Annotated in this window: 17 protein-coding genes; all 17 read right to left on the bottom strand. The window is 66.5% G+C overall.

Annotation, left to right across the window (positions count from 1 at the left end):
• Positions 1-11 precede the first annotated feature (11 nt).
• Entirely contained in the window at positions 12-461 is a 450-nt protein-coding gene (locus KA248_01350) for an endonuclease domain-containing protein (protein MBP7828542.1), read from the bottom strand.
• A 192-nt stretch (positions 462-653) separates the two neighbouring features.
• Positions 654-1,727, bottom strand: coding sequence for a glycosyltransferase family 4 protein (locus KA248_01345; protein MBP7828541.1), 1,074 nt, complete (start codon positions 1,725-1,727; stop codon positions 654-656).
• Positions 1,728-1,756: 29 nt separating this feature from the next.
• Positions 1,757-3,088 carry a glycosyltransferase family 9 protein gene (locus tag KA248_01340; protein MBP7828540.1) on the bottom strand — a complete coding sequence of 444 codons (1,332 nt, stop codon included), beginning with the start codon at positions 3,086-3,088 and terminating at the stop codon, positions 1,757-1,759.
• 17 nt (positions 3,089-3,105) lie between these two features.
• Positions 3,106-3,585, bottom strand: a complete 480-nt coding sequence (locus KA248_01335; protein MBP7828539.1) for an HAD hydrolase family protein — start codon at positions 3,583-3,585, stop codon at positions 3,106-3,108.
• A 25-nt stretch (positions 3,586-3,610) separates the two neighbouring features.
• Positions 3,611-4,741 (bottom strand): hypothetical protein, encoded by a 1,131-nt coding sequence (locus KA248_01330; GenBank protein ID MBP7828538.1) that lies wholly within the window; start codon positions 4,739-4,741, stop codon positions 3,611-3,613.
• A 4-nt stretch (positions 4,742-4,745) separates the two neighbouring features.
• Positions 4,746-6,122 carry a hypothetical protein gene (locus KA248_01325; GenBank protein ID MBP7828537.1) on the bottom strand — a complete coding sequence of 459 codons (1,377 nt, stop codon included), beginning with the start codon at positions 6,120-6,122 and terminating at the stop codon, positions 4,746-4,748.
• 25 nt (positions 6,123-6,147) lie between these two features.
• Positions 6,148-6,942: a class I SAM-dependent methyltransferase gene (locus KA248_01320; protein MBP7828536.1), complete on the bottom strand. Its 795-nt coding sequence runs from the start codon at positions 6,940-6,942 to the stop codon at positions 6,148-6,150.
• Positions 6,939-7,994: an Ldh family oxidoreductase gene (locus tag KA248_01315; GenBank protein MBP7828535.1), complete on the bottom strand. Its 1,056-nt coding sequence runs from the start codon at positions 7,992-7,994 to the stop codon at positions 6,939-6,941. The genes KA248_01320 and KA248_01315 overlap by 4 nt, the downstream gene beginning before the upstream one ends.
• A 74-nt stretch (positions 7,995-8,068) precedes the next feature.
• Complete coding sequence (locus KA248_01310; GenBank protein MBP7828534.1) at positions 8,069-8,713, bottom strand: acylneuraminate cytidylyltransferase family protein; 645 nt, start codon at positions 8,711-8,713, stop codon at positions 8,069-8,071.
• A 141-nt stretch (positions 8,714-8,854) separates the two neighbouring features.
• The gene (locus KA248_01305; GenBank protein ID MBP7828533.1) at positions 8,855-9,850 is read right to left on the bottom strand and encodes an alcohol dehydrogenase catalytic domain-containing protein; all 996 of its coding nucleotides are present in this window, start codon (positions 9,848-9,850) and stop codon (positions 8,855-8,857) included.
• Positions 9,851-9,891: 41 nt separating this feature from the next.
• Positions 9,892-10,476 carry a hypothetical protein gene (locus KA248_01300; GenBank protein ID MBP7828532.1) on the bottom strand — a complete coding sequence of 195 codons (585 nt, stop codon included), beginning with the start codon at positions 10,474-10,476 and terminating at the stop codon, positions 9,892-9,894.
• 79 nt (positions 10,477-10,555) lie between these two features.
• Complete coding sequence (locus KA248_01295) at positions 10,556-11,527, bottom strand: hypothetical protein (protein ID MBP7828531.1); 972 nt, start codon at positions 11,525-11,527, stop codon at positions 10,556-10,558.
• Positions 11,528-11,630: 103 nt separating this feature from the next.
• Complete coding sequence (locus tag KA248_01290) at positions 11,631-12,932, bottom strand: aspartate aminotransferase family protein (GenBank protein ID MBP7828530.1); 1,302 nt, start codon at positions 12,930-12,932, stop codon at positions 11,631-11,633.
• Between the two features lie 52 nt (positions 12,933-12,984).
• Entirely contained in the window at positions 12,985-13,395 is a 411-nt protein-coding gene (locus KA248_01285) for a four helix bundle protein (protein ID MBP7828529.1), read from the bottom strand.
• Positions 13,396-13,450: 55 nt separating this feature from the next.
• Positions 13,451-14,299 (bottom strand): N-acetylneuraminate synthase family protein, encoded by an 849-nt coding sequence (locus tag KA248_01280; GenBank protein MBP7828528.1) that lies wholly within the window; start codon positions 14,297-14,299, stop codon positions 13,451-13,453.
• Positions 14,300-14,321: 22 nt separating this feature from the next.
• The gene (locus tag KA248_01275) at positions 14,322-15,497 is read right to left on the bottom strand and encodes a glycosyltransferase (GenBank protein ID MBP7828527.1); all 1,176 of its coding nucleotides are present in this window, start codon (positions 15,495-15,497) and stop codon (positions 14,322-14,324) included.
• Between the two features lie 49 nt (positions 15,498-15,546).
• Positions 15,547-17,141 (bottom strand): hypothetical protein (locus KA248_01270; protein MBP7828526.1); only part of this gene is annotated, 1,595 nt, incomplete at its 5' end.

Raw genomic sequence — 17,141 nt, 5'->3', positions numbered from 1 at the left:
TTAGCGCCGATTCAACCCACCCCTATATCCCCTCCGGTGGAGGGGACTTCCTCACCTCCCCTCCCTGGGAGGGGCCGGGGGTGGGCCCTCTGGCGCTGGCCACCGTGCGCAAGAATCCATTCTTCTATACTTTGCAACACCCCGACCAGATCGTTTTTTACTTCCGAGTCCCAGAAGCGCAGGAAACGGACTCCCAGCGCTTCAAGCGCGTGCTGTCGACGGTCGTCCTCGCGCTCCTTGCAGTCATGACTGCATCCGTCCACTTCTATGGCCAGACATAAATCCTTGCAGAAGAAATCCACAATGTAATCCCCGAGGGGACGCTGCCGGTCAAAATCATGCCCGAGCATCTGCCCGGATTTAAGAGCTTTCCAGAGCTTGATCTCCGCCAGCGTCATGTTTCGACGAAGCTGCCGGGCGCGTTCCTTGAGCTTGGGATTGTAGGGGATGATGCGTCTCATGGCGTAAGATTACCCACCCCTATATCCCCTCCGGTGGAGGGGACTTCCGGATCTCCCCTCCCTGGGAGGGGCCGGGGGTGGGTCTCCCCGAAGCATCGTCCGATCCACCCACCCCTGAATCCCCTCCGGTGGAGGGGACTTCCGGATCTCCCCTCCCTGGGAGGGGCCGGGGGTGGGTCTCTCCGGATCCTTTTATCCCGCCCCCAGCACATCCTGGTACAACCGGACATAGTGACCCGCCAGCGACGGCCAATCGAACCGCTCGGCCCACGCGCGCACAGCGGGACGCATGACGGCCAGCCCTGCGGGGTCATCAGCCAAGGCCTCCAGCCTACCCGCCCACTGGTCCACGTCCTTGCCCGGCATGAGGACGTTACAGGCGGGGTCCACGTACTCGGGAATACCCCCGACGCGATTCGTCATCACCGGCGTCCCGCAGGCCATGGCCTCGAGCAGGACGTTGTTGGCCGTGCTGTCGAGCATGGGCATGAACAGCAGGTCGGCCTCCCGGTAGGCGCGTCGCAAGTCGTCGTCGGCCATTCGGGGAAGAATCTCCACACCCGGACTGTCGCGATAGCCGGCCTGGCACTCGGGCGGGACCGCGATGAACAGGCGCAGGGTGTCCGGCGACAGGGCGGCCATGACGCTCCGCGCGAATTCGTGGTCCCGCTCCGTCCCGCCGACCAGCAGGGCGCGAATCGGTCGTCCCGCTCCGCCCCCGCGCGGCCCGGGCGAGAAATAGCGCGCATCCACGCCGTGCGGCGTGACGCGCAACCGCTCGCGCGGCACGCCGGCCTCCAGGAAATACGGCTCCTGGCAACGCGCCACGACCGTCACCCAGTCGAAGGCCGAAAAATCTCCGCGACGCCCGGCCAGGACACGATCCGCCCGCCGCACGGAGCAGTGAAACGTGCCGATCGTCCGCAGGCCCCGGCGACGGAAGACGCCGCCCCGCCGGGGGCCGGCAAACTCCGCAAAAAGAAAATGCGCCGCATCGGCCCCGCCCCGTCGCAGCTCCCTGGCGAGCCGCCATTCGTCGAGGAGCGGCACGAGGGCATTCCATTCGCTCCCGTAATACCACTGCCCCGCGCGGCGCAGCCCGTGGCCGAGCGTCCAACTCCGGCGCGCCCACCGTTGCCAGGCCACGTCGTGCACGATCGCGCGGATGCCCAGCGCCTCGGCCAGGGGGAGGAGGCCCGACCGGGCCGAAAACGCCTCCGGCCGGAAGGCTATGGCGGCGACCCTCTTCTGACCAGCCCATTCCATGCCATGCCGCCGACCACGCGCGCGCGCGGCTACAGCTCCCCCAGGAAGCGCTCCAACTTTTCCGGCTCGAACGGCGCCGTCTCGATGCAAGGCGGCTGGCCCGTGCACGCTGCGCGCGGATGCCAGTAGATACACCCGGCGCAAGGCGAAGCGGAACGGACGACAAGATGCCGGGGCCCGCGCGGCGCCCATTTCTCCGGGAACGTGGGCCCCCAGAACGTGATCGTCGGCGTTCCGACGGCCGCCGCGATATGCATCGGGCCGCTGTCGTTGCCCGCGAACACCGCGGCCCGCTCCAGGACGGCGGCCAGTTCGTCGAGACTCGTTCGCCCGGCAAGGTTCAGCGCGCCGGCCTTCATCAGGCCGCGCACCCGCTCGCACAGGCCGTGTTCGCCGGGTGACCCGGCGAGCACGATCCGCCATCCTTTTTTCCCGGCCAGCCAATCGGCCAGTTCGGCGAACCGTTCCGGCGGCCATTGCTTGCCCGGCCAGCCGGCGCCCGGGGCCAGCACGGCATAGGGCGCGCCGGCCGCGACACCCGAATCCGCCAGGAGCTTCACGGCCTGCCGGCGGGCGGCGTCCTCCAGCGGATACTCGAGCGCGTACGGCGCGCCGGACGCGGCCCCGGGTTCCAGGCACGCGGCGATCCAGTCCGCCTCGCGCATGCGGCTGTCGAAGGGGAGCGCGCCGGCGGCGTCCCACGACGGCGGGTACAACGGAAAGTCCGGGACCACCCCGCGAAATTCGCGGGGCCGCGCGGCGAGCACCACGGCCAACTCGGCAAAATGGAGCGGGCCCGCGCTGACCACGACCCGGTACCTCCTCGCGGCCACGCGCCGCAGGGAAGCGAGCTCGGCGCGGAATCCCGGCCGCGTTCCCTGGCCGCGGTTGAACTGCGCCACGCGCGGGTTGTAGACGAGGATGTCGTCGAAGCAGCCCATCCGCGCGGCCAACCGCTCGCTCCATGGCCCCACCAGGACATCCACGGCGGTCTCCGGCCGCCGTTTCCGAAATGCCCGCACGCCCGGCGCGGCGTGCAGCACGTCGCCGATATGGCCCAGGCAGAGCAGGAGCATGCGGTCCATGGCCGCCCGGCCGCCGGCCGGCGGCATCAGCGCGGCGCACTCCGCCAGCAGCGCGTAGCGCCACAGGCACGCCGGGGTCTCCAACTGCGCCTGGATCCACCACGTGGCCCGGTAGTCGCGCAGGCCCCGGACCAAGAGCCGCCGCCACCGGGGCCAGGCCCGGCGGACGGCGGCACCGCCCCTGCGCGCGGCGCACCAGCCGAAAAACGGAAGCAGCAGCGCGACCGCGAGCCCTTCGAGACGCTCGCGGACAAAACGCAGGAGGGCGCGGCCCATGGGGATTCCGTGAAGGATCACGCGCCGAGAATCTTGTCCGCCACCTCGCGCACGGCGCCGAATCCGCCGGGACGCCGGGTGACGTAGGCCGCAACTTTCAGGACAGCGGGCTCGGCATCCGCCACGGCGACGGGCAAGCCGACCCAGCCCAGACACTCCAGGTCGTTGATGTCGTTCCCGACGAACGCCACATCGCGGGGCTTCAGCCCGCGCGCCGCGGCGAGCTGCTGGAGCGCCTTGAGTTTCTTGTCGCAGTTCTGGATGCAGTCGATCTTCAGCTTGCGGCAGCGCGCGGAGACCACCGGGTTGGGCTCCATGGAGATCACGACCACCTCGACACCGGCCTTCTTGAGCAGACCGACACCCATCCCGTCGCCCCGGTGGCACAGGACAGATTCCTTCCCATCCTGGTCCACCAGGACGCGGTTGTCCGTCATCACGCCGTCGAAATCCAGGGCCAGGAGTTTCACGCCCGCCCAGTTGACCGCCTTGCTCATAACCCGTCCTTTCCGTCTTGATCCGTCATGAGGCCGCCGGGAGCCTGTCCAATCCCGGCAGCACGCGGATAAACATCTTGGCCAGTTCGGCGTCGGAGCGCTTGAGCCAGCATTCCGGGCCGATCAGGCCGGCCGCCGTGTACGCGGGATAACCGTACAGGCCCTTGAGGGTGAACAGCGAAGTGGAGGAGACCGAGGCCACCGCGGCGAGGTCCCAACCGGCGACGAGGCATTCGACCGGCATCTGCTGCCGGACGCGCAGGCCCCGGATCCGGTCGCTTCCGAATTCCTCCTGCAAGCGCGGCGCCAGCGGCGTGATCTCGCGCGGATGGTCCTTCCAGAGCATCGTGTAGCCCTTGCCCAGGATCTCCGCCGCGGCGGCGCGGTACAGCGCGTACTCGTTCTCCGGGGTCAGGAAGAGGTCGGCAAACGGCTGCGGAAGAAACAGGACGACTTGTTCCCCGGGCTTGCGCCCGGGCTGCCGGCGGTGCGCGGGATCGTAGAGCGGGGACAAGGCCTCCAGCCGGCCCTTGAGGGCATCGGCCTGCACCGGCGTCACCGGGACCCCGTCAAGGTGAGCCGGCCGACCGAGCTGGGGCGCCAGGAAGGAGTACATCGTGGAAACGCGGCGGCGATCCCGCACGCAGACCCCCTCGATCCCGAGGCACTCGGGATTGCCGGTCCAATGCGACAGTTCCCGCCGCAGCGCGCCCGGCCAGCGCGACGGCGGAAGCCGCTTCCACCGGGGCGCCCCGCACAGGACCTCCTGCGGAATGAACTCCTCGGCGCCGTCCTCGAAGATCACCACCCGGCTGTCCGGGCAGGCATGGAGCGCGAGTTTCGTCGCCTCCCAACCGATCTTGGAGACCCAGATCTCGTCCGGCGCCGGGCCCAACCGCTCCCGCAGGACGGCCCGGGCGATAGGCGCAAACCGCCGCGTCGGGAAATGCGAAACCAGCACGTCCTCCGCCCACACAACGGTTTTCCACGTCCAGAGGCAGCGGGCCGACTGCTCCATGGCCCGGGCCCACTCCGTGTAGCGCCCGATGCTGAACAGGACGAGTACGTCCTCCGCGCCGGCGACGCCGGCCTGGGTCAACGCCGCCGCGGCATTCACGATCTGGCCGACGCCGGGGGTAAATACGATGCGCTTCATGCGGTCAGGCCCCGAGCCGTTTTTCGATTTCCGCCAGCTTCCATAATCCCAGCGCGCGGTCGGGGCGCCGTTCCGGTTCGGGATCCGGGAACAGCGCCAGGGGTTCCGGAAATGAAAAAGGCGGCAGGGCCAAATGGAGCGGGCGCCAGTCGCCCAGGGCCCCGTCCCAGTTGCCGTTCAGCAACGGGTACGTCGTGGTGAGCAGGCAGGCGCTGCCGCTTCGCGCCATCGTCCGCAGCGCCTCCCGGATGCCGCGATCATCCAGGTATGTGAAGAAGTTGCGACAGACCACCAGGTCCGCCCGGGGCCACCGGGAGTACGCCGGGTTCAGGAAACGAAACGCGGCGCCGCCGGCCCGCGCCCGCTTCCCGTTTTGGCGCAAGACCGCGCGGTCCAGGTCCGCGCCGACATACTTCAGCCCCGCAAGGCCGTCCAGTCCGCGGCCCGCCGCGTCTCCGCAGGGAAACTCCAGGACCGACCGGATGCCGTAGGCGTCCGCGAGCCGGCCCAGGATCGGCCCGAGGTCAAACGACGCGCTCGCTTCGTCCATGCGCGACGGGTTCCGGGGGCCCGCCAGCACCTGCTCGTAGGGATGTGTCCGCACGAGCCGGAAAAAGCCCGGCAACGACTTGACCCGTCGCCGGAAAAAGGCCGCGGCGCGCGAACCGCCGGACGGGGCCGCGTCCTTCTCTCCGGGTCGGTTCACGCGCCACGTGCCCTTGTACTGGACACGCAGAAGACGCCGCGTCTCGGCGCGCGAAAGCAACTCGAGCGAGGGATCCGTCCGCCCGAACCGGGCCCAGGCTGTGCTGACCGCCGCGTTGGCGCAGATGTACAGGATGTCGTAATCCCTCCGGGGCGTCAGGGCCGTCGCCCGCTCGAGGATCAGGTCGAGGACGGCCTTGATGAACCGGTGCCGGGGCACGGCGGAGAAGGCCTGGTTCATCACTCGGGCCGCCTCCTCCGGCTCTCCCCGCCGGATGGGCTCATCGGCCATGCGCCGGCATTCCTCCGGCGACAGGACGAACTCGGTAAAGAGGCGCGCTTCCCTGCCCGAGCCCGGCACCATCCGCGCCATCGGCGCCAGGGGGTTCATGTCGTACTGCCAGTACACCCCCCCGAAATGATAGACCACCAGCCACCGCAGCACGTCCACCATCATCGTGGGCCGCGCCAGGCCCTCCATGCAGGCCCAGATCGCCGGGTAGTTCGCCCGGCACCATTCCCGGGCGCGGGGATAGGTCCACAGCCGCACCTCGAAATCCGGCGCGTATCGCCGCATGTTTTCGTACGGCCGATGGTCGAAGGCGTCCGGATCGGCCAACAGGCGCTGATCCCGATCCCACGGGAAGTAGACCATATGAATCAGACGGGGCGTCATGCCGGTCGAAACCACCACCGCGGCATCAGGTCTCGGGATACAGGGCCGAAAGCCCGCGCAGGGCGCGCGTCTCGGCCTCGAAGCGCCGGTTCCGCACGACCCTTGGCGGGGCGTCCCGCCGGCTCCCCTTCCGGACCAGGATCGTGAAGCAGTCGATGAGCAGCCGCCGGGTGTGCCAGGGGACGATCTCCTGGCTGACCGCGGTCAGCCCGTTCTCCTCCGCCATGCGGGCTACTTTGCCGGCGTCTACCGTCTTGTCGCGCCAATGCAGCGTTTTTTCCGGCAGGCCCAGGCAGGCCAACAGGCCGGGGAGCTTGGGAACCTTCCAGATGCGCGCGTAGAGCGGTTCATATTCCGCGAGATTGGAGTGATGGATGAAGGCCGCCCCTTCGTCCGTCAGGATGCGTGCGAGTTCGCGAACGTAGGAGGCCATCACGCCCTCGTCGGCGTGCACCAGCGAGTCGTAGCTGAAGACAAAGTCCACGGACCGGTCAGCCACCATGCCCAGCGACCGGCCGTCCGTCACGTGGCACTCCACGTTCGAGCAGTGCTCGAACCGCTTCCGGCAGGCCTCGATGCACTGCCCGGAGAGGTCCACCGCCACCAGGCGCTCGCACAGGTCCTTCAGGTACTGCGTGAAGCGGCCGTAGCCGCAGGCGATCTCCAGGATGCACGGCGCCGGCACGTGGGCGCGGATCCGCGGCAGGATCGCGCCGAACCACTGCATGGACACGCCGCCCCACGGCGCGGACCACTCCTCGCCCCCGTCCTTCCAGTGGTACTTGCCGTCCCACGCCCGCTTGTTTTCATCCACTTTCACGGCGACGACTCCACCGCGGAGGGGAACGCCAGGCCGAAAGGCCGGCCCAGCCCCTGCAAGTCCTCGGCCACCGCCGGCTGGAGCAGGACACCGAGCCGCAGGCTCTCCTGCTTGTTGCGGTGGCTCTGCTCGCCGTGCACGCGGACGTGTTCGACGTCCTCGGTATGCGCGAGCGCGTGCAGATCGCCGATCATTTTCCGCATGTTCTCGCGGAACCGAGACAGATCGCTGAACCGAGCGATGTCAACGGCCACGAAAAAGTGGCCCAGCTTGCGCGGCCGGTCCATCTGGCCGTACATGTCCGCCACGTACTTCCCGAACGGGATGCCCGTAAGCAGGGCGCACAGCACCTCGATGATCAGCGCCAGGCCGAAACCCTTGTGCTCGGCCGCCGTGCAGAGATACTCCACCTGCGCCGGATCGCGCGTCCACTGGCCCTTCGCGTCGAGGGCGCAGTGCTCGGGCAGTTGGATGCCCTTGGCCTTGGCCTCGTACACCTTGCCGAAGGAAATCTTGGCGCAGCAGAAATCGATGGTCATCGGGTAGTCCAGGCCCGTCGGCGCGGAGAACGACAGCGCGTTCGAGCCGAAGTAGGGCTCGTTCGACCCGAAGGGGACGGTGTTCGCGTCGGTATGAGTGAACGCCAGCCCCAGGGTCTCCCGCGCCGCCGCCAGCTCGGTGTAGTACCCCGCGAAACCGAAATGGCTGGAGTTGATCACCGAGACCGCCGCGATCCCCGTGTCCTTGGACAGGTCCACGGCATGTTCCATCGCCCGAATGCTGGCGAGATGTCCGAGCCCATCGTCCGCGTCCATGATCGCCGCGGCCGGCGCCACGGCCTTGAAGCGCAGGTCGGGCCGGGTCTTGATCGTGCCGTTGCGAAGCCGCTCGATGTAGTGCCCCAGCCGCAGCAGGCCGTGCGACCCCTTGCCGCGCAGGTCGGCCTCGAGCAGGACATCCGTCAACAGGGCGGCATCCGCCGGAACCAGTCCTTCGCGGGCCAGGCAGGCTTCGCAGTAACTTCGAACGTTATCCACGGGATATCGCGGCATGGTGGTTCCTTTTTTCTGGCCACCGCCTTACGGCGGCGGCTACGTAGCCGCGCGCGTAAGCGCGTGGTGCGCGGCTAATCCTTCACATTCCTCGTCAGCAGATGCTTCATCACCGCCTCGGCGGCGATGGCCTCGATGGGCGTGTCGATCTCGTAGTGGTACCAGGGCTCCACCTCGACGTTCACCCGCCGCTCGCCGACCCAGTAGCCCTGGAGAAGGTCCTTGCGGCTCAAGATATAGAGGTTCCCGTCGTCGTAAAAATAGCCGGGGTCCACCTGGCGCGGCAGGTTGACCCGCCGGCTTCCCCATTCCCACATGCGGCACAGGAACCCGCTCGCGGCGGAGTCGGGCTCCCCCGCCGCCTGCCAGGCGGCGATGACCCGGTCGATCAGCCCGTCCACCCGGATCGGGCTCGTGGGCTGCAGCAGCAGGATGGCGTGGGCCTCGGGAACCTTGTTCAGGATGTCCTTCAGCACATCGATGATCTGGGTCTGGTCACCGGCCAGTTCCGGAGGGCGCGGCAGGACCTCCGCGCCGCACTCGCGGGCGAACGCGGCGATCTTGTCGTCCTCGGTGGAGACCACGAAGCGCGGCAGGAGCGTCGCCTGCAGCGCGTCGCGGATGCTCCAGTAGATCAGCGGATGCCCCGCGAAGGGCATCAGGTTCTTGTACGGGATTCCCTTGCTCCCGCCGCGGGCGGGGATGACGCCGAGTAACATGGTTTCCCTCCTGAATCGGCCACCGGCTTACGCCGGCGGCTACGTTACGCCGGCGGCTACGTAGCCGCGCCCGTGAGGGCGTGGCCCGCGTGCGTAAGCGTAGCCGCGTGCGTAAGCGTAGCCGCGTGCGTAAGCACGTGGCTAGAACAGCACCAGTGTTTTAATATGCTCCGGATCCTTCCGGCTGGCGTTCTGGAAGGCCTCGTGCAACTGGTCAAATGAAAACGTGTGCGTGACCAGCTCCTTCAGCGAGATGAGGCCCTCTCCCAGGGCCCACATGCCCCGCGCCAGGTCGTCGTGCAGGTCCTTCGAGTAGGCCGGGTGGGCCGGGATCATCAGCGGCCCCTTGCGCATCAGGAACCCGCCGATGGTGAAGGCGGTCTTGCTCGTGTAGAAGGAGGGAATGACCAGCTTGCCGCGCCGGCTCTTGACCAGCCAGGCCGCCGTTTCCAGGGCCTTCGCGTTGCCCGCCAGCTCGATCACCGCCTGCGCGCCACGCTCCTGCAGCACCCCGGAATATAACTCCTGCATCGCCGCGGGATCGTCCGCCCGGAACGTCCGGTGCGCGCCGTACTCCCGCGCGCGCCGGAGCTTGTCGTCCACCAACCCCACCACGCTCAAGGACCGCAAGGGCCATCGGGACAGCAACTGGACCATCAGCAGGCCCATGAAGCCCTCGCCGATCACCACGACGTCGTCGCCGATTTCCGGGGCGGTGCTGCGTAGGATATTGACGGCACAGGTGATCGGCTCGCCCAGCGCGTAGCGCGGGTCCGCGCCGGGCGGAATAAGCGCCAGGTTCTCCTCCTTTTCCACGAAATGCGTCGCGAAACCGGACCCGTAGATGGTGAAGCCCGTGACGAGGTCGCCCGCCTTGAACCGGGTCACCCCGGGCCCGGCGGCCACCACCCTCCCCGAGAGTTCGTGGCCCAGGTCGAGCGGGTAGCGCGCGTACTTGATAAAGGCCTTCGGGTCGGCCACGGCGTCGCCCGTGAAAAAAGGCACCTCGGATGAGCAGATACCCGAGGCGATGAGCTGGAGGACGACGTCCCGGTCCCCCGGCTCGCGGACCGGTTCCTCGGTGAATTCGAACCGCCCGGGCGCGGCCAGGCGGGCGACTCTATTAAGCATCGTCATGGGTATCTCATTTCTGCCACCGGCTTACGCCGGCGGCTACCTTACGCCGGCGAAGGCGTTGCCGCGCGCGTAACCGTAGCCGCGTGCGTAAGCACGTGGCGTCCTTCACACGCCGCCTTATACAACCGCCAGAATAAATCCCAATACCCCTTGTCGAACACGTCCAGATCCGGATAGCCGGGGACCACGGACCCGGCCCAGGGATACTGCTCCGCGCTTGAACACAGCCCTTCGCGCACGGGATTTTCCAGGATGTATCCTGCCGTCTTCCGGAAGGCGTTGCGCTCGCGGTCTTTCTCGCGAAGCACGTTGTCGTAGGGCTGCTTCTGAAAGCGGAAGGGCGAAAGAATCGTGTTGACGTGCTTCCGGAAGAACTCCGACGCCTTGAGTTGATCCGTTTCGGTCGCGACGCCGACCCACAGGAAATGCATGTGATCCGGCATGAGACAGTAAACGGGAACTAGAAATCGATACCGGACAGCAGCATGAAGGAGGGCCTCTCTCATGCGCGCATGCCGGACCTCGTCCAGCCAGCCCGTCTTCCGTCCCTGGAGGCTCATGCTCCAGTGAACAAAGGCCAGGCCTTGATAGGCTTCCCGGCTCAAGCGCGGTAAATGGGCATGCATGGCCTGTCTCTTTGCCACCGGCTTACGCCGGCGGCTACGTTACGCCGGCGGTTGCGTAGCCGCGTGCGTAAGCACGTGGCTACGGCAGGTACGCCTCCAGCAGCGTGCACGGCCCCGAGGGTACAAAGACATCCGCGTCCGCCTGCGCCGGGACCAGGAAGGTGTCCAACGCGGAGATTGCGGCCTCTCCGCCCTTCGCCCACGACACGCGGCCGCGGCCCTCGATCAGGGTGTAAAGGCGGAACCGTCCTTCCGTCTGGTCCAGCGCCACCGGAACCCCGGTGCTCACGCGATCGAGGACGAAATGCTCGTTGCCGCAGCACCGCTCCCGCCGCATGCCCGCCGGCGCGGACACCGGCTCCGTCGGCACCCGGCCGCTCTCGTGAAGCTCCGGCCGGATGGCTTTTCGCAACTGGTCCCGGTCGCTCTGCCGGCGCGCCTCGTCCTTGTCCCAGTCCATCCAGTCCAGGGCAAAGATGGCGTTGCTGGTGGTATGCACCTCGTACAGCACGTTACCAGCGCCCCAGGCGTGCAATTGGCCCGGCGGCACGTAGTAGGTCTCGCCGACGGCGACCGGCCAGGCGTTCATGGTCGAAAAGGACTGGCCGGCGAGCGTCATGCGCACGACCTCGTCCGTATCCAACCCAGCGCGGACCCCGCTATACAGGCGCGCCCCGGGATCGGTTTCCAGTACGTAGGCCGCCTCGTACTTGGCCCCGTCGGGGCTTCCGCCGGGCCCCGGATGCACGGCGGGCGGCAGGTTTTCGCGAACGTCCAGCAGGCGGATCATCAGGGGGAACCGCTCGATGCCGGGCTGGAAATGCCGGCCGAGCAGCGCGGGGCCCTCGGCGGCCAGCAGCTCGCGCAGCGTCTTTCCGGCGGCCGGCCCGGCGCGGACGATCGAGCTGTGCACGCGGTGGTCGCTGGCCATCCACACCTCGGCCAGCTTCCCGTCGCGGCGGTCCTCCGGACGCAGCGGGACGCGCGACTTCAAGGTCTCGCCGCCGAAACGCAGGTACTGCGGGAACGGATGAAATAACAGGGTTTGCATAGGGTTTTCCCGGGCTATGGCCACCGGCTTACGCCGGCGGCTACCTTACGCCGGCGGCCACGTAGCTGCGCCCGTCAGCGTAGCCGCGTGCGTTAGCACGTGGCTATATCCTCTTCGCGATGTCGTTGATGATCGTCAGCGCCTGGTCGATGTCCGCGTCGGTATGCTCGGTCGACAGGTACCAGATATCGCGCAGTTCGGGCCGCACCATGATCCCGTGGCGGTACAACTCGACCTTGTACTTCTTCAGCAGGTCCGTGTTGATCTTGAAGGTGTCGGCGAAGTTGCGCACCTCCTGGTCCACGAACATGACGGCGAACAGCGACTCCGTGCCCTGGACGCGGATGGGATATCCCTTGGGGGCAAAGGCCTCCCGGATCCCGTTCTGCAGCCGCAGGCCCAGGCGCTTCATCCGCGGGTAGACCTCGGCCTCGCGCGCCGTCAGGTAGTCCAGCGTCGCGTTGGCCGCGGCCACGGCGAGCGGGTTGGAGTTGTACGTGCCGAGGTGGATGGCCCCGTCCTTGTGGATGACCGACATGATCTCCTTCGAGGCGCCGATGCAGCTGATCGGGATGCCGCCGCCCAGCGCCTTGCCGAAGACCGTGATATCCGGCGTGACGCCGAAGTAGCCCGCGCCGCCCCGCAGGTCGATCCGGAACCCGCTGACGACCTCGTCGTAGATCAGCAGCGCCCCGTGGGCGTGGGCCAGATCCTTGAGCCCCTGCAGGAAGCCGGGCTGCGGCGGGATGATCTGCGCGTTGCTCATCATCGGCTCGGTGATGATCGCGGCGACCTCGCCCGCGTGCTTCTTCAGCATGCGCTCGACCTGGTCGAGATCGTTGAAGTGGCAGACCAGCACGTCCTCGAGGACGCTGGGCGGCTGCCCCTTGGAAATGATGACCGCGTTCGGCGCGTCGTACGGCCCCATCTGGGCCTCCTTCGTCGCCGCGCCGGAGACCAGCACGTTGTCCATCCAGCCGTGGTACTGGCCCATGAACTTCAGGATCTTGTTCCGCTTCGTGTACGTGCGCGCCACGCGGATCGCGGCCTGGTCGGCCTCCGAGCCGCTGATGTTGAACCGGACCTGCTCCATGTGGGGGAGCAGCGAGACAATTTTTCGCGCCAGGATGCCCTCCCCCTCGTGGAGATGGCCGTTCACCAGCGCCTTCGCGGCCTGTTCCTGGACGGCCTTTACGATGGCGGGATGGCTGTGGCCCATGATCAGCGGGCCGTAGGCCAGCATGAAGTCAATGAACTCGTTCCCGTCGATGTCCCAGACGCGCGAGCCCTTCCCGTGCGTCAGGCAGATGGGAAACAGCCAGGTGCGACCCTGCGACCCTTCGCCGCCGGTGAAGACCTTGCAGCTTTCCTTCCAGACGGATGTTGATTTGTCGAATGAGTACATGGGGTTCCTTTCGGGATGCGGGATACAAGATACGGGATGCGGGATGCAAGAATTATTGAGATTCAGAGCCGTATGCTTCGGCATTCTCGCGAAGCGATTGATGGTGAGCTTCGACACCCTGGATGAAGCAATTGAGCTTACGCCCCAGCTCATCGAGTTCGGCATGAAGCTGTGTATAGAGATTCTTATCCGTAAGCGATCCGGTTTCGTAGAGCGTTTCCAAATGGTCTATTGTTTCGTCACACGAGGCGTGGGCATACGTCAGAAAATGAAGATATTCCTGCTTGTATCGTCGCCGGCCATATCCTTCCACGATATTCGATTTGACGGACTTGATTGATCGGCGTATCTGCCCCCCCTCTTCATACATTTCAAACTTCGGCAGCTCCTGTAGCGTCATCTTGTGAATCTTGACCACAAGACCTCTTGCCAACACCCAAATCTCCAAATTACGATAGCTCATCATTCACCCCGCATCCCGTATCCTGCATCTCGCATCCCGCGCCCCGCACCCTGCATCACGCTTCCCAGCTCACCGGCAAATACGCGCGCAGTTTCCGGGCCTGCGGCAATTCTTCGGGGGTGATGCCGATGCGCCCGTCGCCAAGGGCTTTCTCGATCTTCCGCGCGGCGCCGACAAGCATGCGGAATCCGTTGGGCTCCACGGAGGCCGCCTGGTCGGACCCGTACATGGCGCGATCGAGCGTAATGTGGCGCTCCAGCGACGTCGCGCCGAGGGCGACGGCCGCGTACGACACGGCCAGCCCGACCTCGTGCCCGCTGTACCCGACGTGGCAGCCGTACCGCTCCCGCAAGGTCACGATGCCGCGCAGGTTGGCCTTCTCGTCCTCGAGGGGATACGTGGACTTGCAATACATCAGCTCGAAGGGGCATTTCGCCGCGCGGAAAATCTCCACGGCGCGGTCGATGTGCCGGAACTCGCTCATCCCGGTGGAGATGAACGTGTACCGCTTCTCCGAGGCGACCTCCTTGAGGAAGTCCTCCCACACGAGGAGGGCCGACGCGATCTTGTTGTGCTTGAGATTGAATTGCCGCAGGAACTTCTGGCTCTCCAGGTCCCACGCGGAGGCGAACCACTCGATGCCCTTCTCCCGGCAGTACGCGTCGATCTCGCGGTACTGCTCCAAGCCGAACTCCAGCCCCTCCTTCTGCGCGCGCTGCGTCGTCCCCCAGGGGCTCTCGCGCGGCGAGGCCAGCAGTTCCTTCGTGTAGACCAGGTCAATGGTCCGCTTCTGGAACTTGACCGCGTCGCAGCCGCAGTCCTTGGCGACATCGATCAACTGCTTCGCGATCTTGAGGTCGCCGTTATGGTTGATGCCGATCTCGGCGATAATGAACAGACTCATGGGAGCTCCAAGGGTTCAGGGTTCAGGGTTCGGGAGTCGGACGGGGCATTTCGCCGGCTGGCGGGACCATGCCCGCGTGCCGGCACAGCATGGCAATATACCTCTTGCGAAACTCGGCCGGGGAAAAATGCCCGGCAAAAACGCGGCGGTTTTGCTCTCCCAGATCACGCAGATCGGCGGAGGCCAGCCGCCTCGCCGCCGATTCCGCCTCGCCCCCCCGCACCAGGAGGACGTTTTCCCGGACGTTCACCTCGCGGTTTCCGCCCTCGTCGGAAAGCACGAGGGCGCATCCGGCCCGCATGGCCTCGAGGGTGGCGAAATCGAAAATCGAACGCCGGTGGAGCATAATATAAACATCGGCTTTTTCCAGCAGCTTCAGCACGAAGGCGTGGGACGCGCCGTCGAAGATCATCACGCTCCCGTCCAGGCCCCGGGCCCGGACTTCCTGTTCCAACGACTCGCGCCCCCGGCCCGAGCCCACGACCACCCACGCGAACGGGCGGGCGCTGACGCCGGCAAACCGGGCCAGGAATTCCGGCACCCGGTCCAGCCCCTTGGCCTCGCTGTACGCGCCGATGGAGACGAAGACGGTTCGATCCGAGGGGATACGGGCCAGGGCCTTCGCGTCCGCCTCCCCCGGGCGGGCATCGTCCTCCAAGATGGTATTGTGAAGGATTCCGCCGTGCCGGAAGCTCCCGGCTTTCAGCCACTTGGTGGTCGCCAGGAACGCTTCTTCCGCGCCGCGGCTGGGGAAATACACGTGCTCGGCCCGCCGGAACGCGAGGCACTCGATTGCGTGCTCCCATCCTCGCTCGCGCCTCGACAGGGCCTGCCGGAAGCTGTCCTTTTCCGCCGCCAGGGCTCCCTGCTGGTGGTAGACCAGCACATATCGCTGCCTCATCAAGGCCAGGACAAACGCGCTCCACGGCTCGTGCGCCACGAAGAACGTCCGCCGTCCGCCGAGCCGGCGGATCACGCGGCGCGCCCAGACGAAATGATCGAAATAGGCGTGCCCGAGGTTGAGCCAGCGCCAAGCCCACTGCTGAAGCCGCGCGGCCCCGCGCCCCTTCTCCAACCGGTCCGGCTGGTATTCGTAGTCCAGGGCAAGCCCATCCAGCTCGCGGCCGAGCAGGGCCTCCTGGACGTAGAGAACGCCCCCGGCGCCGCCCGTCGGCCCCTCCCGGCGGCGATAGGCCATGGAAACGCATCGGGAGGCCGGGGTTTTCGACACGGTACGCATGGCGCGGTCAGGATGCCGCCGCTTCCGCCGGACCGGTCTGGTCGAGCCGCCACCATTCCCGGCCGTCCAGGATCAATGAGCAAACCGCTTCCAGGCCCGCAAGCTTCCCCGAGAACACCTGGCGGGGCTTGATTTTCCGGCAGCGAAGGTAGCTTTCTCTCCGGCCCAGTTCGAGGGGTTCGAATTCCACCAGGCGCACGTAGATCAACCAGGCGATGTACCGCTCCACGGCGGACACCATGTCGTCCGTCACCGCCTGGCGCTCCGCCAGGTAACGGTCGAGGGCGCGGTGATACGCCGCCTCGTCTTCCGGATCGCAGGAGAAACCCCGGCCGACATAATGGCAGTGTCCCGCCGTAATCACCGGGACCCCCTGCCAGGCCAGTTCCATGGCGATGGTGGAGACGTAGGTCAGCGCCACGCGGGCGCTATAGGCAAGCTCGTATGAAGAAACAGGGGATTCCGGCGGAATGATGGTTACGTTCTCCGGCCAATCCCGGACGTAGTCCTTCATGCGGTCCAGGTACCATTCCCCCACCCGGTACTCGTCCTTGACGGCCTCCGCCGGATGCACACGGATGATCAACCGGTATTCGGGATGGCGGCGGAAGTATTCCACGAGCGACACCGACCACTCGAACTGGTCGTTCCATATGCGCTTTTTCCGAAGGATACCGGTCTCAAAGGTCGTGTTGGTATAGGCCACCGCGAACGGGCGCGGATCGCCGCGTATGACTTGGCCGGCATCGGAGGCCTGCCGATTTTGTTTTTCCCAGAAGATGAACCCCTGGTATCCATGCTTCTTTTTCCAGAACGCGAGGAGGTCGCGCCCTTTCTGCAGGATTTCCGCTGGAATCTGCGCTTTCGCGAGGTCGAACCGCTCCAGGTCGAGCGAGGCCCAGGTGGACTTGTCCTGGGCGGCGATGAACAACTCGTTCCACGTCTGGGCCCAGGTCACGGAGCGGACGCCGCGGCGGCGGCAGAGTTCCACGACCACGGCTTCCGTGAAATGCGCGCCGCCGTACAGCAGTACAACATCCGGCCTGTTCGTCTCCAGGAAAACGTCAAAGCAGTCCGCCACGTGCACGGCGGTCTTCAGGAACTGGCGCAAGGTGGCGACATCAGCCTCCGTGAAATGCGTCCGCCGGAAGTACCAGAACATCGAGGACGCGCACAACGAGCCGATGGCGAGCCCGCGCCAGGCGTACGATTCCCAATCCTCCAGCCCGAGAGCGTCAATCCGCCGGCACTGGTCGGCCGCTTCCGCGGACATCGGCCCCAGCGAATGGAGCGGGAACCGGGAGTCCATCCATCGTTTTTTGGCCAGGCATTGCGCGCCATGGCAGACCCGGATGGACTCCGGCGCGTTCATGTTGTGCCGCATGCAGAAGGTCAGATCGTGCAGGCAGGTGTAGTAGGACACGTGATGCCCCGCGTAGCGGAGGCGCGCCGCCAGGATCCCCTCGTGCGCCAAATGGGTGTACCAGGGGCGGAGATTGAAGATGAGAATGTGCCGGCCGTCCTCCCGGAGCGGCCTCGCGTGGGCCACGTCGTGGAGCCTTTGCAGGGCGCGCTCGATCTTCTTCACGTCGCTGTTCTCGA

This window comes from Kiritimatiellia bacterium (assembly GCA_018001225.1).
Classification (GTDB): domain Bacteria; phylum Verrucomicrobiota; class Kiritimatiellia; order CAIQIC01; family JAGNIJ01; genus JAGNIJ01.
Note: the sequence above shows the minus strand (reverse complement) of the source record. Positions and strands in the feature narration are given on the sequence as shown.

Bases quoted from the DNA above. Each gene is read 5' to 3' on its own strand.
- KA248_01335 (MBP7828539.1), bottom strand. From the start codon at position 3,585: ATGAGCAAGGCGGTCAACTGGGCGGGCGTGAAACTCCTGGCCCTGGAT.
- KA248_01315 (MBP7828535.1), bottom strand. From the start codon at position 7,994: ATGCCGCGATATCCCGTGGATAACGTTCGAAGTTACTGCGAAGCCTGC.
- KA248_01345 (MBP7828541.1), bottom strand. From the start codon at position 1,727: ATGGAATGGGCTGGTCAGAAGAGGGTCGCCGCCATAGCCTTCCGGCCG.
- KA248_01295 (MBP7828531.1), bottom strand. From the start codon at position 11,527: ATGCAAACCCTGTTATTTCATCCGTTCCCGCAGTACCTGCGTTTCGGC.
- KA248_01300 (MBP7828532.1), bottom strand. From the start codon at position 10,476: ATGCATGCCCATTTACCGCGCTTGAGCCGGGAAGCCTATCAAGGCCTG.
- KA248_01290 (MBP7828530.1), bottom strand. From the start codon at position 12,932: ATGTACTCATTCGACAAATCAACATCCGTCTGGAAGGAAAGCTGCAAG.
- KA248_01285 (MBP7828529.1), bottom strand. From the start codon at position 13,395: ATGAGCTATCGTAATTTGGAGATTTGGGTGTTGGCAAGAGGTCTTGTG.
- KA248_01325 (MBP7828537.1), bottom strand. From the start codon at position 6,122: ATGACGCCCCGTCTGATTCATATGGTCTACTTCCCGTGGGATCGGGAT.
- KA248_01330 (MBP7828538.1), bottom strand. From the start codon at position 4,741: ATGAAGCGCATCGTATTTACCCCCGGCGTCGGCCAGATCGTGAATGCC.
- KA248_01280 (MBP7828528.1), bottom strand. From the start codon at position 14,299: ATGAGTCTGTTCATTATCGCCGAGATCGGCATCAACCATAACGGCGAC.
- KA248_01305 (MBP7828533.1), bottom strand. From the start codon at position 9,850: ATGACGATGCTTAATAGAGTCGCCCGCCTGGCCGCGCCCGGGCGGTTC.
- KA248_01340 (MBP7828540.1), bottom strand. From the start codon at position 3,088: ATGGGCCGCGCCCTCCTGCGTTTTGTCCGCGAGCGTCTCGAAGGGCTC.
- KA248_01350 (MBP7828542.1), bottom strand. From the start codon at position 461: ATGAGACGCATCATCCCCTACAATCCCAAGCTCAAGGAACGCGCCCGG.
- KA248_01310 (MBP7828534.1), bottom strand. From the start codon at position 8,713: ATGTTACTCGGCGTCATCCCCGCCCGCGGCGGGAGCAAGGGAATCCCG.
- KA248_01275 (MBP7828527.1), bottom strand. From the start codon at position 15,497: ATGGCCTATCGCCGCCGGGAGGGGCCGACGGGCGGCGCCGGGGGCGTT.